Annotated in this window: 21 protein-coding genes; 9 read left to right on the forward strand and 12 right to left on the reverse strand. The window is 39.7% G+C overall.

Annotated elements, in window-relative coordinates:
• Nucleotides 1-43 precede the first annotated feature (43 nt).
• The 5 genes from J7E38_RS15865 to J7E38_RS15885 form a co-directional block, all read right to left on the reverse strand.
• Entirely contained in the window at nucleotides 44-340 is a 297-nt protein-coding gene (locus J7E38_RS15865) for a putative quinol monooxygenase (RefSeq protein ID WP_214706761.1), read from the reverse strand.
• Nucleotides 341-362: 22 nt separating this feature from the next.
• Entirely contained in the window at nucleotides 363-998 is a 636-nt protein-coding gene (locus J7E38_RS15870; RefSeq protein WP_214706759.1) for a nitroreductase family protein, read from the reverse strand.
• A gap of 34 nt (nucleotides 999-1,032) precedes the next feature.
• A complete protein-coding gene (locus tag J7E38_RS15875; protein WP_214706757.1) occupies nucleotides 1,033-1,461 on the reverse strand; it encodes a MarR family winged helix-turn-helix transcriptional regulator in 429 nt (142 codons plus the stop codon).
• Between the two features lie 307 nt (nucleotides 1,462-1,768).
• Nucleotides 1,769-1,930 carry a hypothetical protein gene (locus J7E38_RS15880; protein WP_214706755.1) on the reverse strand — a complete coding sequence of 54 codons (162 nt, stop codon included), beginning with the start codon at nucleotides 1,928-1,930 and terminating at the stop codon, nucleotides 1,769-1,771.
• A gap of 40 nt (nucleotides 1,931-1,970) precedes the next feature.
• Nucleotides 1,971-2,606: a response regulator transcription factor gene (locus tag J7E38_RS15885; RefSeq protein ID WP_214706753.1), complete on the reverse strand. Its 636-nt coding sequence runs from the start codon at nucleotides 2,604-2,606 to the stop codon at nucleotides 1,971-1,973.
• Between the two features lie 329 nt (nucleotides 2,607-2,935).
• Between J7E38_RS15885 and J7E38_RS15890 the strand changes: the two genes are divergently transcribed.
• Together J7E38_RS15890 and J7E38_RS15895 are read left to right on the forward strand one after the other, a co-directional pair.
• Complete coding sequence (locus tag J7E38_RS15890) at nucleotides 2,936-3,559, forward strand: hypothetical protein (protein WP_214706751.1); 624 nt, start codon at nucleotides 2,936-2,938, stop codon at nucleotides 3,557-3,559.
• A 23-nt stretch (nucleotides 3,560-3,582) separates the two neighbouring features.
• Nucleotides 3,583-4,029, forward strand: a complete 447-nt coding sequence (locus J7E38_RS15895) for a hypothetical protein (protein ID WP_214706749.1) — start codon at nucleotides 3,583-3,585, stop codon at nucleotides 4,027-4,029.
• Nucleotides 4,030-4,114: 85 nt separating this feature from the next.
• Here the strand turns inward: J7E38_RS15895 and J7E38_RS15900 are convergent, their stop codons facing one another.
• Nucleotides 4,115-5,008 (reverse strand): helix-turn-helix domain-containing protein, encoded by an 894-nt coding sequence (locus tag J7E38_RS15900; protein ID WP_214706747.1) that lies wholly within the window; start codon nucleotides 5,006-5,008, stop codon nucleotides 4,115-4,117.
• Between the two features lie 165 nt (nucleotides 5,009-5,173).
• Here J7E38_RS15900 and J7E38_RS24175 point away from each other — a divergent pair, with 165 nt between their 5' ends.
• The gene (locus J7E38_RS24175; protein ID WP_285291748.1) at nucleotides 5,174-5,296 is read left to right on the forward strand and encodes a hypothetical protein; all 123 of its coding nucleotides are present in this window, start codon (nucleotides 5,174-5,176) and stop codon (nucleotides 5,294-5,296) included.
• A gap of 238 nt (nucleotides 5,297-5,534) precedes the next feature.
• Here the strand turns inward: J7E38_RS24175 and J7E38_RS15905 are convergent, their stop codons facing one another.
• From J7E38_RS15905 to J7E38_RS24345, 4 genes are all read right to left on the reverse strand, one after another.
• On the reverse strand, nucleotides 5,535-6,299 hold the full coding sequence (locus tag J7E38_RS15905) for a GTP pyrophosphokinase (RefSeq protein ID WP_214706746.1): 765 nt from the start codon (nucleotides 6,297-6,299) through the stop codon (nucleotides 5,535-5,537).
• Nucleotides 6,300-6,340: 41 nt separating this feature from the next.
• Nucleotides 6,341-6,751, reverse strand: coding sequence for a transcriptional regulator Spx (gene spx, locus J7E38_RS15910; RefSeq protein WP_214706745.1), 411 nt, complete (start codon nucleotides 6,749-6,751; stop codon nucleotides 6,341-6,343).
• Nucleotides 6,748-7,377, reverse strand: a complete 630-nt coding sequence (locus J7E38_RS15915) for a TetR/AcrR family transcriptional regulator (RefSeq protein ID WP_214706744.1) — start codon at nucleotides 7,375-7,377, stop codon at nucleotides 6,748-6,750. The genes spx and J7E38_RS15915 overlap by 4 nt, the downstream gene beginning before the upstream one ends.
• A gap of 523 nt (nucleotides 7,378-7,900) precedes the next feature.
• Nucleotides 7,901-8,278 (reverse strand): CBO0543 family protein, encoded by a 378-nt coding sequence (locus J7E38_RS24345; RefSeq protein WP_214706743.1) that lies wholly within the window; start codon nucleotides 8,276-8,278, stop codon nucleotides 7,901-7,903.
• 211 nt (nucleotides 8,279-8,489) lie between these two features.
• Here J7E38_RS24345 and J7E38_RS24350 point away from each other — a divergent pair, with 211 nt between their 5' ends.
• Nucleotides 8,490-9,326, forward strand: coding sequence for an STAS domain-containing protein (locus tag J7E38_RS24350; protein WP_214706742.1), 837 nt, complete (start codon nucleotides 8,490-8,492; stop codon nucleotides 9,324-9,326).
• Between the two features lie 620 nt (nucleotides 9,327-9,946).
• Here the strand turns inward: J7E38_RS24350 and J7E38_RS15925 are convergent.
• Nucleotides 9,947-10,843, reverse strand: a complete 897-nt coding sequence (locus tag J7E38_RS15925; protein ID WP_214706741.1) for a carbohydrate kinase family protein — start codon at nucleotides 10,841-10,843, stop codon at nucleotides 9,947-9,949.
• 302 nt (nucleotides 10,844-11,145) lie between these two features.
• Between J7E38_RS15925 and J7E38_RS15930 the strand changes: the two genes are divergently transcribed.
• Nucleotides 11,146-12,036: an acyl-ACP desaturase gene (locus J7E38_RS15930; protein WP_214706739.1), complete on the forward strand. Its 891-nt coding sequence runs from the start codon at nucleotides 11,146-11,148 to the stop codon at nucleotides 12,034-12,036.
• A 911-nt stretch (nucleotides 12,037-12,947) separates the two neighbouring features.
• Here J7E38_RS15930 and J7E38_RS15935 read toward each other — a convergent pair.
• Nucleotides 12,948-13,103 carry a hypothetical protein gene (locus J7E38_RS15935; RefSeq protein WP_214706738.1) on the reverse strand — a complete coding sequence of 52 codons (156 nt, stop codon included), beginning with the start codon at nucleotides 13,101-13,103 and terminating at the stop codon, nucleotides 12,948-12,950.
• A gap of 327 nt (nucleotides 13,104-13,430) precedes the next feature.
• On the opposite strand from J7E38_RS15935, the gene J7E38_RS15940 reads away from it, so the two are divergent.
• From J7E38_RS15940 to J7E38_RS15955, 4 genes are all read left to right on the forward strand, one after another.
• Complete coding sequence (locus J7E38_RS15940) at nucleotides 13,431-13,856, forward strand: acyl-CoA thioesterase (RefSeq protein ID WP_251030359.1); 426 nt, start codon at nucleotides 13,431-13,433, stop codon at nucleotides 13,854-13,856.
• Between the two features lie 36 nt (nucleotides 13,857-13,892).
• Nucleotides 13,893-14,672 (forward strand): nitroreductase family protein, encoded by a 780-nt coding sequence (locus tag J7E38_RS15945; protein ID WP_214706735.1) that lies wholly within the window; start codon nucleotides 13,893-13,895, stop codon nucleotides 14,670-14,672.
• Nucleotides 14,673-14,729: 57 nt separating this feature from the next.
• Complete coding sequence (locus J7E38_RS15950; protein ID WP_214706734.1) at nucleotides 14,730-15,212, forward strand: AraC family transcriptional regulator; 483 nt, start codon at nucleotides 14,730-14,732, stop codon at nucleotides 15,210-15,212.
• 81 nt (nucleotides 15,213-15,293) lie between these two features.
• A complete protein-coding gene (locus J7E38_RS15955; RefSeq protein WP_214706733.1) occupies nucleotides 15,294-15,776 on the forward strand; it encodes an NUDIX hydrolase in 483 nt (160 codons plus the stop codon).
• The last annotated feature ends 23 nt before the right edge of the window (nucleotides 15,777-15,799 follow it).

Here is a 15,799-nt window from a genome sequence, read left to right on the forward strand (position 1 = left end):
CTAATTCATATATGAAACGCTTTGTTATTTGCTTTGCTTTTTTCTATTTTGAAATCGGCTCGGCATTAAATAGCTTTACTTCTGTTGGTGCGGCCATGAATTGTGGTGCTTTGGCCATGAAGGCGGTGAAATGGTCTGCCTGGTTATGGGTCTGAACGGCCTCCATGTCTTTCCATAATTCAACCATTGTGTAGGCTCCGGCTTTTTCGGTGTCTTTTAAAAGGTCATAGGAGACATTGCCTTTTTCGGCTCTTGATGCTTCGATTAATGGCTTTATTTCTTTTAAAAATTCCTGTTCTACGTCTGTTTTTACTTGAAAACCGGCATGAATGATAATCATAAGTCATTTCTCCTTTTTTATATTATTTCCACTGTGCGATGACATCTACAGGCAAGCGAACTGATTGGTAGCCTTGGTCGGCGGCTTTCCCGATTGAAACGAGCATGACAGGGTAAAAACGATCCTTGTCCAGATCAAATGCTTCTGCGATTTGGCCTTTTTCGTATCCGCCGATTGGGTTTGTATCATAGCCATGCGCGCGAGCGGCGAGCATCAGCTGCATGGAAACGAGTCCAGCATCGATAAGGAACATTTCTTTCTTTTGCTCGGTTGTCATAGTTTCTACGAGTCCTGCGATTGCAGGAACCTGTTGGTCTCTGACTTCAGCAGGCATGAACCCTTTTTCCACTGCAGTATTATAAATTGTTTCCAGGTACTCTTCACTCTTCATGTCGACAAACACTGCGATCATAGCTGCTGAGGATGCGACTTGTCTCTGATTGAATTTAGCTAACGGTGCTAGGGTTTCTTTTCCTTCCTTCGAATCAATCACGACAAAACGCCATGGCTGCAGGTTCACGGAGGATGGAGCAAGAGTCGCTTCCTCAAGGATTTGCGCCATTTCTTCTTTGCTGATTTTCACCTCAGGATCATAGTTCCTGATGGAGCGGCGTCCTGTGATAATTTCTTTGAAGTCGTTCTGCTTAAGTGTGGTCATGTTGCACTCTCCTTATGTTTGTCTTGGTGTAAGGTTAAATCTCTTCTATATTCTTTTGGAGGCGTGTAAGCATTTGGAGAAGAGCTTCAGTTTCCTCGTCTGTAAAACCTTTGAGGAAGCTGGAAATGAACCGCTGTTTTTCTTCGCAGTAGGCGCTCACTTTCCGTTTTCCCTCTTCAGATAGCTGGACATAAGTAAAACGTTGATCTTCAGGGTTTTTCCTGCGGACGACCATCCCATTTTCTTCAAGCTGCTTCAGATGTCTGGTGACCGCCGCATGATCAATATTGACCTTTTTCTGAAGTGCTCTCTGAGTGATTTCCTCTGATTCATAAATTTCACGCAGAATCTCAAGCCGAGATGGGCTAATGCCAGCACAGCGCTCAAACTTCGCCATCGCCCTTTTGTTAATCTCGGACAACCTTTGGATGATGAGTTCATTGTCCATGCTGCCGTTCTCCATATGCAACCACCGCCTTTATTAATTGATAGCTCAATTATTGATACGTCAACTAATATAGTACGAAATAAAGATGAAGTCAAACGATTAATCCTGGAAAAAGAATGATTTAAATAGATGAGCCAATTCACTTATATCTTAAAACAAAGGGATGAATCATATGCTTCTGTTTTTTAGGAGGGGATAGAAGAGGGGGCGTCCTCACGGAAGAAATAAGCTAAGAACTGTTAACAAGTTTATAAAGCCTCGCCATGCTTGAATTATGTAAGCATAGCGAGGTTTTTAATTATTGAACATTTCACCTTAACAACTACTTGACGCCTAGTACTGCAACAAAGACGATCGACAGAAATAAACTTAATAGCAAGGACATGATCCAATTAACTCTCTGGGTCATTTTGAAGAGGATATTTAAAACTGCACTGATGATAAAGCATACAAAAAATACAAATATAATCATATATAATTCCATTGGTGATTCCTCCTAATATATTCGTTTCGTTAGCTGGGTTTTAGTTATTAATTTGTATTATATTAAGACTTATAGCTTTAGAGAGAGCTTCTAAACGAGATTCAACATCCAACTTTCTAAATATTTTTGTTAAATGGTATTCAACAGAGCGGACACTTAAAAATAATTCTTCGGAGATTTTCCGATTGTTTTTACCAGCTGCAATACAATGTAGTATTTCCAATTCTTTTTTTGATAAGACGTTATCCTGAATCATGCTATCGGAGCTGGAATCTTGTTTGGCTGTAATTAACTGATTCAGTAATGGCAATGGAAATGAAGCATGTCCATGATTAACAAGACGCAATGTTAATATGAGTTCAGTAATGGATGTTGTTGTTTTTATGAATCCACTTATGCCTGCGCTAACAAGTTGCTTAAGGTGAGAGATATATCGATCATAAAACATTACGATTCGAGCTTTTACATTCATTTCGAAAATTTGCTTTGCCAGTTTAAAGCTAATGGGAGTGGATTCTAATAGGTAAACATCATAAGCGGAAATGATGTTTGTGTTTTTACAGTCCTTGGATAATGGATGTAAAAAGGTAACTTTAAAGTCTGATTCTTTTTCCAATAGCTGTTTTATTCCTAATCCGAAGAGTTCGTTTTCATTAATGATCAATACCCTCGTCATTCTTCACACCCCCTTAATCAAAGTTTTAAGTCCCTTCTCTAATGTTAATTTTATAGGAGTAATTGATTTTCGTGAAATCCGTAAATTCAGACAATTGTCCTCTGTATCTTAAATTCAGACCAAAAAAAATCGTTTTTCACCAAATAGGCAATATAAATATAACTATATTTATATTGTGAATTCATCATAAAGTAGATATTTCCACTTCAAAATATGGCGGGTTTCCTCGATGGAATTACGGTGACAAATTAATAGAATAACCTAGATAATGGTAATGAGCTCAAAACTTAATAAAGGTATACCTTTGAAAAGAAAAGGGAGGAATACTAGTGAAGAAGATTCTGTTTCTCTTGGCATTTGGATTTATATTATTCATTTCTGCCAATGGAGCAAGCGCGGCTGAGAAAGGCCATTATCCAACGGCCAAAGAGATTGATGCTCTGAACTTAGAGCTTAACGAACTGGTAGAAAAAGCAAACGTAAAACTGGCTAATGGTGAAAAAAATTTCGAATTAAAAGGAAAAAACTTAAAAGTGGGATTTAAGGAAAAAAATAGTGCTCCTTCTAGTTTGGAAGAAGGTCAATTACATTATTCCTCAATCGCAATAGCAGCGGTTGGCTCAAAAGAGTATCAAGCTTATGTTGCAAATACCAACGGATGGAATTTTTCTCACGCTGTCGGTGGGACCTTTTCCTGGAATGGTAGTTATTTAACAGCGGTTACCGCCCGTGCAGAAACAACCGGTATTATGTATTCCAGGTCCGAGTCTACTAAAGTGGAAGGATTAGATGGTCTTATCAATGGATCATCAGCCAAAGTGGCGAGAGTTACCAGTAATGGCAAATTCACGGCTCTTAAATACACCCCTATTAGCTATTACACGACATTAGTAGTTGAAGTTAATGCTCCTAATCGAGAGTACAGAATTACAACTGCTAAAATTACCTCTTAATTTACAGTAAGGAGCTGGCATAAATGGTAAAAAAAGTTTATATTAAACTATCTTCTTTGCTTTTAGCAATTTTAGTAATCTTTGCAGTTGTAACTCCAGCATCTGCTAATGTTTTTATTACAAATTTCGGAGGGACTACAACACCAAGTACGACTTCCGTACCTTCCAATTACCATCACTTTTACTCCATGAAAGAGGGTGTAAGTGTAAAATTTAAGGTTGATGAGTTCATTCAAACTGCAGGTAAACAGGGCGTAGTAGTAAAATTACAAAGAGATAATGGGTTGTGGTGGTCAACTAAGGTAAGTAAAACAGTAACCTCTACTTCTCAGGTAACCTTAAACAGCAGTGCAGGAAGTGGTGACTGGAGAATTGTAGTAACAGAAGTTTCGGTGCCGACAGGGTATGATAAGCCACCTCTATACAGAGCGAAATCAACAAGATACTCAGGTACTGTGGAGGGCTATTAGGCACTTCGAATATATTTAGAGAGACAGCAATTCGTTTTGCTGTCTCTTATTATGTATTGAAAATAATAGAATCATAATGGAGCCATTAATAGTTTTGTTTTGGGAGCTGCGAAAGCTTTCTTTCCGTAGCATCAAAAAAATCTTTGTTTTTGGAAATATGAAATGTTTCTTTGGCCCGGGAATAATGATCCAAGGCTTTGATGTGGTTATTTAAAGCCTGATGGTTCTGTCCTGCTTCATAATGCAGTTCTCCTAATAAGTAAAGGAGCTCTTCATTCAAGCAGAGTTTAATCCCTTTATTACAATATAATATGGATTCTTTGAACAAGTTTGATTTAAAAAGGGATTTAGCGATTCCATAATAAAGACGGATGACTACTCTTTTATCCGGTATTTCCGGCATGTTTTTTAAATAATTCAGGGCGTTCTTATAAATTTCCACAGAATGAGTGAAATCGGAAATTTCATTATAGATAATGGCTTGACTGTTTAGGATCTCAATGTCCTGGATGGAAACAGGAAGACTGTTATTCTTACCTTTTCCCACCATAAAGGCTGTTTCTAAAAGGTCTAAAGATTTATTAACATCCTTTCTTATATAGTACTCTACTACTCCCTTATGCCAGAGCATGAATTGATGGTTAATTGGGATCTTAAAAGCTATGTGTCCTTCCTCAGCTTTGATAATATGCTCAACTTCTTCATAATTGCGTTCTCTGATTGCTTTCCTGATTTGAAATATTATTTCTTTTACATAATCAAACCTTGGGTAATAGGCTTGATTAAAAAAGTAGTTAACATCTACACCTAACTTATGAGCGATTTCATATAAGGTCGTGCACAAAGGAATGACTTCACCGCTCTCAATTTTACTTATTTGGGCTTGGGTACCGATTCCCTCAGCCAACTGGCTTTGGGTTATCTGAACTTGATTTCGAAGGTATTTAATTTGTTTTCCGATTATATCTGCTCTGTTCACAAACTACTCCTCCTATGTTATAACTATGATTATATTTTACCAATAAAGTTACAAAATTTGACGTTTTTTCGTTAATATTCGATATTATTCCCTATGAAACTGGAAATTCGGAAACTTTACCAATGATATATGATGGTATTAGAAATTATCAAGGAGTGAAATTCTATGAAAAAGATTGTTAGCATGATTCTTGCAATGGGACTATTGGCTGCTGTAACTATTAATGGGCAAGTAACAATTAAGTCTCACGATATTGAGCCACTTCACGATCTTCCAAACCAGCATTGATTATTCCTGTGTTGTATGTAACAAACATATTGATTGAATAATTAACATATTAATAAGAATTCAACTTAATTTGATCAATGGGAAAAGCCAATATAAAAGGTTGAGATACCTTTTATATTGGCTTTTTTGTGGTTAAAGCAAAGGGATGAATCTTATGCTTCTGTGTTTTAGGGAGGGGATAGCAGACCGTGTGACCACGGTAAAAAGAAGCAAAGTGCTTCGTGAGAGATGAGACTGCCTAATTTTTTAAGTCTTTGGGTACACCCACAAGAAACCCATTAAGGAGAGACCGAAAATGGGTCTTTTCTAAATTCAAAGTCTCCGGAAAAATAAGGAGGTCTTCATTTGCATTTTCTTGCCCTTTTAAATTGGCCACTTCATTATTGATATTCTCCATTTTCAAATCCAGCTCAGCAGCGGAAAGGGCTGCGTCTTTCAGGTCTTTTTTAATTCTTTCCGGTACTTCCTTATCGTACTTATAGTAGATTTTATGTTCCAGACTGGCCCAGAAATCCATGGCAATCGTGCGGATCTGCAATTCAACAAAGACCATTTCGACTCGGTCAGACATGAAAACCGGGATTTTAATGATAAGATGCAGGCTTTGATAACCGTTTGGTTTTGGATTTTTGATATAATCCTTTCGTTCAACCAGCTCGATATCCTGTTGGTTCTCAATCATCTGGCTGATTTTATAAACATCCGTAATGAAGGGACAAATGATCCGGATCCCGGCAATGTCTTTAATATTTTCCCTGATTGAGCCAATGGAAAAATCAAGGTTCTTCCTGTGCAGTTTTTTCATGATGCTCTCGGGTGACTTAATCCTGGAATTGCAATGTTCGATGGGATTGTAGTCATGGATATGGATGAATTCTTCTTTTAAAATATTGATCTTGGTATTCATTTCATCCAGTGCGAATTTATAGATCAAAGAAAACCTCTTAAGTTCGTTTCTCATTTTTTTAGGATTGATTGTATACTGCTGAGTGAATTCTTCCATCTGTACGCTGCTCCTTGAAGTTAAAATTCATTTCTGGAAGCTTACCCTTCCAGAGGGTATAAGTGTTCCATTTTCCATTGCAGCCACTGAAACTTGCGAACCTTCCTCGGAAGGAACTGGCGGATTTCTTCCTCGTTATAACCAACTTGAAGCTTCTTGTTATCCACGATTAGCGGGCTTTTCAACAAACGCGGATGTTGATGGACGATTTCCAGTAACTCAATTAAAGAAAGTTTGTCAAAATCGATATTTAGGGTCCTGTAGGGAAGGGATCTTTTAGAGATAATGTCATCGGTACCATCCGTTGTCATGCGCAGCAGCTCCTGAAGTTCATGAACGGTTAAAGGCTCCTCCATCATATTCCTTTCGACGAAAGGGACTTCGTTGTTTATCATCCATTTTCTTGCTTTCTTTGTGGACCTGCATCCTAATCCATAGATTGTTACAGTCATTTATCCTGCACCTCCGAATTGTAGATTCCGTGTTTTAGCAAATTCATACTAAGTTTGAACGATTCGATAGCCTCTTCATCCGATAAGCCCTTTACTGTTTTTTCAATCAGGTTGTTAAAGGCCAATGCAGAGACGATTTTGAAGATTTGCAGCAACTCTTTTTCTGCATGGATATTCAAAAAATTTCGATCAATCAGTTTCCCGACCTTTTTGAATTCCTCTTTTTCCAGATAGGTATCCCAGATGCTAGTGAAAGAGCTTTCCACTCTATGTGTGGTGTAGAGCAGGGCATTTTTTAAAAATTGCTTCTCTTCTTCATCAGATAATGCATGTAAAAAGTAATTTTGCAGTTCAATCAGAGCTTCGATTAAATCCCCCTGATGTTTTTCCAATAAGGCGCTGAAATAGATTTTGGCCATTTTCAATTTATCTTCTAATAAATAGAAATATAAATCGTCCTTATCCTCGAAATATTGATAAAAGCTGCCCCTCGATATACTCGCAGTTTTTACAATATTCGCGATTGAAGCTTCGAAAAACGGAACCCTTGTGAACTCGATTTCTGCTGCTTTAAGAAGCGTTTTCATTTTCTGCTCTGGCAAATTAAAAAATGTTTGCTTAGGCAAAATGATCACCTCATTTAAGTGATGTGACACTGTGTCATATTATAAGTAAATAGTATATGACATGGTGTCATATGTCAATGTGACATCGTGTCATACTTCCGGGGAAAAGGGAGGGAGTAGGGAAATCGGGTCCAATTTAGAAGGACTCATGTAAATGCGTGAATCCTGTGTTGCATGAGCAGACCTGCACCATTGAATAAAAAGAGAATACGATATTGGGCGAATGATTTTTGGAGGTGCGGAATGGAGAGCTATGCTACCCAAAGTATCATTGTTCTTGGTACGGCGATTCTGGTGATCGGTGCATTTTTGGTCTTTCTCGGTGAGTATAGAAAACTCGGGGAGATCGCAGCTAGTGCTTAAGGCAGACCTTGCGTGAATTGGGGGACAAGGGGAGGGTCTAGGGTTCCAGGAAAATATGCGGACTGAAAAGCCGGCCCTTTGTCTTTAGAATTGACATTAGCCACTTTACTAATTTTCACTATTAAATGCAGCCAGGAGTTCCTGGCTGAAAACTATGTGTTTACCTTAAATACGCATTTTTGCATTTGTTCACAATGGCTTTAACGGTAATACCCAGCACAATATAATACATAAACGAATAGTGATACTTCCACTTTATGTAATACACCAAGTTTAGGTAGTGACTGAGTGGTTCGCCGATAAAAGCAAAGGTGGACGCCATAATGATTAGGCCTTTAATGTAAGTTTTCCAACTGCTGAGATATTGATATAACAGCATAAAGGTAATTCCGACCATGAAAATGTTGAAAGGTGTTGCATTTGGAATGATCGGTATAAATTTAACCGGGTACAGCCCAAATTGAAGGTCATAACCGGCAGAATCCAGGTAAATAGTTGGAATGATGGCTAATGTCCAGACTAAGAGGAGCTCCAACATTCTCCTTCGGTCAACCACTAAAATCCAGACCAGCAGTGGGAGGACGATAAAGCGACTAAAACCCACCAATTCCAGGTGAATAATTCATAGTGTAACCATTGTTTTTTTATGGAATGAAGGCGGGGAATTGGTACAATAATCCAAGTGGACATTCTGTTCAGTTGATGTGTTAAGCTGAAAAAGACCATGACGTTTTAGGGAGGGAGAAACTGTGAACGAGCAAACGGAAATTGATTATCTTCAGAGTATATCGGATAAGATTCTTTTAGAAAAACAAAGGCTCATTGAACATAAAACTCAGCTAGATTCCCACCAAACATCGTTTAAAATTGACTCTCAGCTACAAGAGTGGCGTGAGAATATCATTAATATATATGCACTTTCTGTTACGAGTGATTTAGAAACTTCTTTTCAAGTATTAAAGGAATGGGGGCAGGAAGCAGTTGACACTTTAGTAAACTACAACCTGCCTTTGGAAATCGCTCTTGATGAAGTCAGAGATTATAGAAATCTAATAGGACATATCATCAAGGAAGAAGCTGTAGAGCTTAATCTGCCAATAGCGGAATTTTACGATTTATTATCAGATTTTGATTCCGTGGTTGACCGCGCTGTTCATTGGTTAAGCATCTCTTACACACGAATGTTCTACACTCGAATAATGGTAGCTGAAGCCTCTGCGTTAGAATTGTCCATTCCAGTCATTAAGATATCAAATCAAATTGGGGTACTACCGATCATCGGGGATATAGATACCCAAAGAGCTCAAGAATTAATGAACAAAGCTCTAATGAAAAGCAGTGAATTATCATTGGAACATTTAATCATTGACCTCTCTGGTGTTCCTATTATTGATACGATGGTTGCTGATCGGATCTTTAAAGTAGTAAGGGCGTTGTCGCTCTTAGGGGTTAATACGATCCTCTCAGGTATACGCCCAGAAATCGCGCAAACAATGGTTAACCTAGGCGTTAATGTATCGGACATCCCAGTAACCTCTAGCGTGCATATGGCTATGGAAAGGTTACTGAAAGTGAAAATCGCTTAAGTGAAAAAATAAAGGCTCTCCTTGATCATTTTTGACTAGGAGAGCCTTTTTTTGAGGACGGAGGCTATAACCGCATTTTTAGGGGCAGTTTTTTCGATAAAGATACCCTTTGGAAGTAGTTCGGGTCCTCATAAGGGTATCTTTGGTGGATAAAGATACCCTTTGGGGAGGCTTCCAGGCTACATAAGGGTATCTTTCGGTGATAAAGATACCCTTTGGATAGGGTTCGGCGTCACATAAGGGTATCTTTCAGTGATAAAGATACCCTTTGGGTGGAGTTTGGGGTTACATAAGGGTACCTTTCGGTGATAAAGATACCCTTTGGATGGGGTTCGGGGTTACATAAGGGTACCTTTGGTGGATAAAGATACCCTTTGGGTGGGGTTCGAGGTCACATAAGGGTACCTTTCGCCGATAAAGATACCCTTTGGAAAGAGTTCGGGGTCACATAAGGTTATCTTTGGGTGATAAAGATACCCTTTGGAAAGAGTTCGGGGTCACATAAGGGTATCTTTCGGTGATAAAGATACCCTTTGGTTCGGCATCTAGGAAGACGATTTCTTTTCCGAATTTGCGGTTTTTGGGGAGGGAGGAGACAGGAGAATGGTCCCTTTTGCTCTTTATAAAGATCCCAATTTAGTGGCAGACAGTGCTCCGGCTTTATTGGCAAACTCAGTATACTCCCTTAATTCAGCTTCGTTGTGAGGGATCCCGTTGTCATGGAAGCGGGATAGAATGGCAGCCATGAACGCGTCTCCGGCACCTGTTGTGTCAATCGCTTTTACCGGAATTCCAGGGACATGCACAATCCTATTTTCATGAATGGCATATGCTCCGTCCTTTCCTTTCGTGACAAATAGGAAAGGGATCTCCAGTTTTGCAATCTGATCTAACGCGGATTCTAGAGTTTCTGTTTCTGTTAAAAACTGCATTTCTTCTTCCGTCATTTTTACGATATCGGCCTTCTGCACAAAGGAGAGAATCGTTTCTCTGCACTGGTGCTCACTTTTCCATCGTTTCAACCGGATATTGGTATCGAATGCAATTTGCATATTCTCTTCTCTGGCATTGTGGATAGCTTGTTTAGTTGTTTTTCTGGCAATTGGGTGAAAAAGAGTGCCAGATCCAAAGTAAAACAGCTTGCTTTTCAGGAACGGGCCACGATCAAGTTCCTCCGCAGTGATCCACTCATCAGGAGTTTCGTTTACATACGAATGGAAATACCGTTCTCCCAGCTCATTTAAATGGATGTAAACTGAGCAGATTTGTTTATTCATATTATAAGAACAAAAAGAAAGATCAACCCCTTCCTTCTTTAATTCGCCATCAACAAATTTACTGCTTTCATCCCTTCCCAATTTGCATAAATAATACGATGGAATGCCATGTCTGCTAACCCCGACTGCGACATTGACAGTGGCTCCCCCTAATAATCGCTGAAATGTGGTATTGGAGGAATCGGTTGCAATCAAATCAACGATTACTTCGCCCAGTGATATAATCCCATGCTTTTTCAAAGTGTTGCTCCTTCCGTCCGTAAAAAGGTTTATGTTTAGTTTACCAGCTAATTAAGCTGCTTGGGAAGCGTGTGAGGCATAGGGGGAGGTGAACGGTCCCTGTGTCCACCATCCTAAATCTCATTTAGCAAAAGAGGTTAAAAGACTCAAAATAATATAGATGGGAATCATATTTTAGTTTTCTATAGTGTTAATGTGATATAGTAATTTTAGTAACAGGTCCTATAAGTTAGTTGTAAAAGGTTTTCAGGATTGGATTTCGGTTTTATTAAACAAACTTTATTCGTCATGGAGGGTGTACTTTGCTAACTAACCATTTAGATTTCAGACTTGAACCAAAGGTCAGAGAGTTATATGAAGAACATAAGAAGAGGGCTGAGAAAATAGACTGGGGCTATCATGAATTCCTGCCATGGGATAAGGCGCAGGATTTCAGGCGTGTTCCATGGGACGAAAGCCAGGTGACCCTGCCTGGATCCGTCGTCACCGCTGTTGAAACAGCTCTCTTAACGGAAGTGAATCTCCCGTGGTTTACTTCGTATCTTGATCAGACCTTCAAAGGGTCATTAACGGTCATCAAGGATTTCGTTCATACCTGGACAGCAGAAGAGGATCAGCATTCAAACTTGCTGGAAACGTATCTATTAATTACGCGGAATGTCAATCCAGACCGGCTTCATCAGCTACATAAGCAAACCGTTGAAAATGGCTGGAACCCTGACTTCCATACACCATTTGAGACGATGGTTTATACCTCACTGCAGGAGCTTGCCACCATGGTCTTTTATAACAATGTGGCAAAAGTAGCGGGTCCACACGATCGTGATTTGTCCAGCCTGCTGCGGCGCCTGGCAAAGGACGAGACCTTGCATTATGCTTTTTACCGGGATGTCATAAAATATCATCTGCAATTGGAGCCGAATTACTGCTACTACCTTGGGCATGTGATCATGAATTTCAAAATGCCGGGTGCCGTCATGCCTGACTTTGAAGACCGGATGTCCATCATTGCCAAGGAAGCCAATTACGGCCCGCTGGAGTATTTCGATCAGGTCCTTGATGTCATTGTAGACTACTGGGAAGTTGAAAAACTGCGCCCGATCGCACCAGAAGCTGAAAAAGCAAGGCTTGATATTTTGAAGTATCATGCACGGTTAAAAAGAGTAAGGGACAGGTTTTATAAGACAAAGTGATAGTTAAACCAGCGGGGGAGCTCTGCTGGTTTTTTTTTCGATTAATTATGGGACTAGGGGATGGTTCCGGGGATTTGTGGTCTCATAAGAGCACCTTTCGATACCCCTAGGCACAGCATCGAGGCTTCATAAGGACATCTTTCGTCTAAAAAGATACCCTTATGCACGGTTTCAAGGCTACATAAGGGCATCATTCTCTTAAAAAGATACCCTTATGCGTGGTTTCAAGGCTTCATAAGGGCATCTTTCATCTATAAAGATACCCTTATGCACGGTATCAAGGTCACATAAGGTCATCTTTCGCGTAAAAAGATACCCTTATGCACAGTATCGAGGTCTCATAAGGGCATCATTCTCCTATAAAGATACCCTTATGCACGGCATCGAGGTCACATAAGGTCACCTTTCGCCCATAAAGATACCCTTATGTAGGGTTTCAAGGCCTCATAAGGTCACCTTTCGCGTAAAAAGATACCCTTATGCACAGTAACGAGGTCTCATAAGGGCATCATTCTCCTATAAAGATACCCTTATGCACGGCATCGAGGTCACATAAGGTCACCTTTCGCCCATAAAGATACCCTTATGTAGGGTTTCAAGGCCTCATAAGGTCACCTTTCGCGTAAAAAGACACCCTTATGCACAGTATCGAGGTCTCATAAGGTCATCTTTCGCTCGTAAAGATACCCTTATACACGGCATCGAGGTCACATAAGGGCATCTTTTCCCCATAAAGATACCCTTATGGAGGATGTCAAGCTCACATAAGGGCATCTTTCCCCTATAAAAGGAGACATGGGAGGGGTCCGGCGTCCTATAATTTGTAAGAATCTAACCTCCATAAAATGAGCTTTGTTCCAGCTTCTGTTTTGCCTTATTCTGCGTCTTATTTTTGCGAAATTACCATTTTCCTAGGAATCAGAATTACTTAAGTGTTTTAGTTCCGACTCGTGTACCAGTTCAATACTTCTGCTTTTTAGCTTTCTGATTTCCACATAGCCTGAATCATATTGATGCACAATAATATATTCTTTTCCTTGATAAATGACTAATTCCTCATTTGGCAATTAAGACGCCTCCTGTGATTAAAGTTTTAGATACTTATACCTAAAAAGTGGTTTGTTGAAACTTAATTTTATACTTCCTGATAGATAAAGTTTTCGGTGGGAATGGGGGAATAACAAGGGGGTGGTTCCGGTCCTTGTGAATTTAATGAATCTAGCCAAATAATCTCAGGTACAGTCTGTAATGAGTTATTCTTGGCCAAATTAAAAAATACTTCGGCTCCCGTGTGAGCACAAGAACCGTCTCTGTGTCTCTTGTTGAAGCAGGATTTATGGCTAAAAGTGTTGAACAATGTATCTATAGGCATAGTTGCAGGAGGAATGAGGGTGATGCAGATGAGACCTAAATATGAGGATTTCCCATTAAAGGCATATGACAAGATCAGGTATGCAGATACGGATCGGCAGGGACATGTAAATAACGCATTGTTTTCAACCTTCCTGGAAACGGGAAGAACGGAGCTAATATATGCAAAGGAGCCGCTGCATGCGGATAATGCTTCCTTTGTCATAGCGAATCTAAAGCTGGATTTACTTTCGGAAATACGGTGGCCTGGAACAGTGGAGATTGGCAGTGCCATTACAAGAGTTGGCAATAGTTCCTTTTCATTATTCCAAGGAATCTATCAAAATGGAAAGCTTGCTGCGGTGGCAGAAACCGTCATCGTGCAAATGGACGAGCACACCAGGAAGTCGGCGCCTCTTTTACCAGAAACAAAAGAACGATTGAAGGAATATTTGGTGGAACTAGAATAATAGAAACAAAAGGCTGATCATTAGGAGTGATTTGTTTTGGAATTGAATGATGTGATTCACGGGCACCGGTCTATCCGAGAATATGAAGATAGGGAAATCAGCCAAGAGCTGCTAGACCGAATTTTACAGGCGGGTATTCGTGCTTCATCAAGTGGCAATATGCAAACGTATTCGATCATCGTCACGAAAGACAAGGAGCTGAAGGAAAAGTTATACCATGCTCATATGGAGCAATCGATGGTTGTTGATGCGCCGATCCTTTTAACCTTTTGTGCGGATTTTAATAGGATGAGGAAATGGCTTGTACTCAACGATGCACCTGTACATTTTGATAATTACATGAGCTTTATGATTGGGGCCATTGATGCAGCTTTGGCGGCACAAAACTGCGCTTTAGCAGCTGAAAATGAGGGACTGGGCATTTGCTATATGGGTTCTACGCTTGCAAATTGTGATCAAATTGGTGAATTGCTGAACCTACCGCTAAATGTCGTTCCCATTGTTGGCTATTCATTAGGGTATCCGGCGGAAAACCCTGCCCCGCGGGACCGGCTGCCATTGCATGGACTTGTTCACTACGATCAGTATCACGACTATTCAGATGAGGATATTCAGGAAATCTATAAAGATCGTAATGAAAAAGGCTGGAACCGCTATATGGCTGTCCCAAAACTAAAAGAAATGACAGAGCAATTGGGATTAAAGAACCTTGCCCAAATTTATACGATAGCTAAGTATACGAAGGAATCGCATCAGGAATTTTCACAAACAGTGCTCAACTACTTGGAGAGACAAAACTTTATGAATAATGAATAAGGATGGGAAACCGCAAAACTAGCGGCAGACCAAATCTTTTTTAAGAGGATGTAAAAAATGAATATCTTAATCAAGAACTTACCTGAAATGGAAATAGCCTATATAAGACGGACGGGGAGTTATTTTGAACCCCAGGAACACTGGGTAAAGCTGATCAATTGGGCGGTCAGCAATGGACTATATCCTCCCCAGCAGTCATTCATCGGTGTATCTTTAGATAATCCGGACCAAGTAGAAAGCAAGGATTGCCGTCACGATGCCTGCGTTACAATACCAGAGGGATTTATTAAAGAAAACCATAAAGAGATGGAATTCAGGAAATTGGATGGCGGGCAATATGCTTTGTATTCCTTTTATGAAAAACCTGAAAAACTTCATTCTGCCTATCAATATATGTTTGGCGAATGGCTGCCAAATAGCGATTATGCAGCCGATTACCAAAGATATAATCTGGAATTCAATATGAATAACCCTTCCGAAGATCCTGAAGGGAAGTGCCGGGTTGATTTATTTATACCAGTTGAAAAGAGAAGAGCATAGAACAAAGTGTCCCCGTCATCGGTGACATTTTCCTTTGTGCAAAAGGGAAAGTAGCGGATAGCAATTTGGAGGAGAACCAAAATGATGATCAAGTTCTCAATAAAAAATGATAGAAGCTTTCACTTAAGATCTGCTGCGATTATCAAACAAAATGGAAAGGTCTTATTTCAAAGGCCAGTTAATAGTGAAAATTGGTTTTTACCAGGGGGAAGAGTTGAGCATTTTGAATCAACAGAGGAGACGTTAAAAAGAGAGTTAATAGAAGAGTTCAACTTAAAAGTTGACCATATGAACCTCTGTTGGGTAGTGGAATATTTTTTAGAGACAGAGAATAAAAAAATTCAGGAATTGGGTATGCATTATCTTGTGGAAATTCCGGAAGACCATAAATTAGTTAACTATGAAAATGAGTTCAAAGGTATGGAAGAAGGATATGTTCACAAGTGGATTGAGATCGATGAGCTCGATAAGTACAAGATTGTACCTGAATTTGTTGTTCCTCAGTTGCAAAAGTTGCAGGACAGCAGGGGGATTGAACATACAGTTTTATCGGTAATACGATAGTACCTTTATCATCATGAATAAAA

The organism is Bacillus sp. ISL-35 (assembly GCF_018613355.1).
GTDB lineage: Bacteria > Bacillota > Bacilli > Bacillales > Cytobacillaceae > Mesobacillus.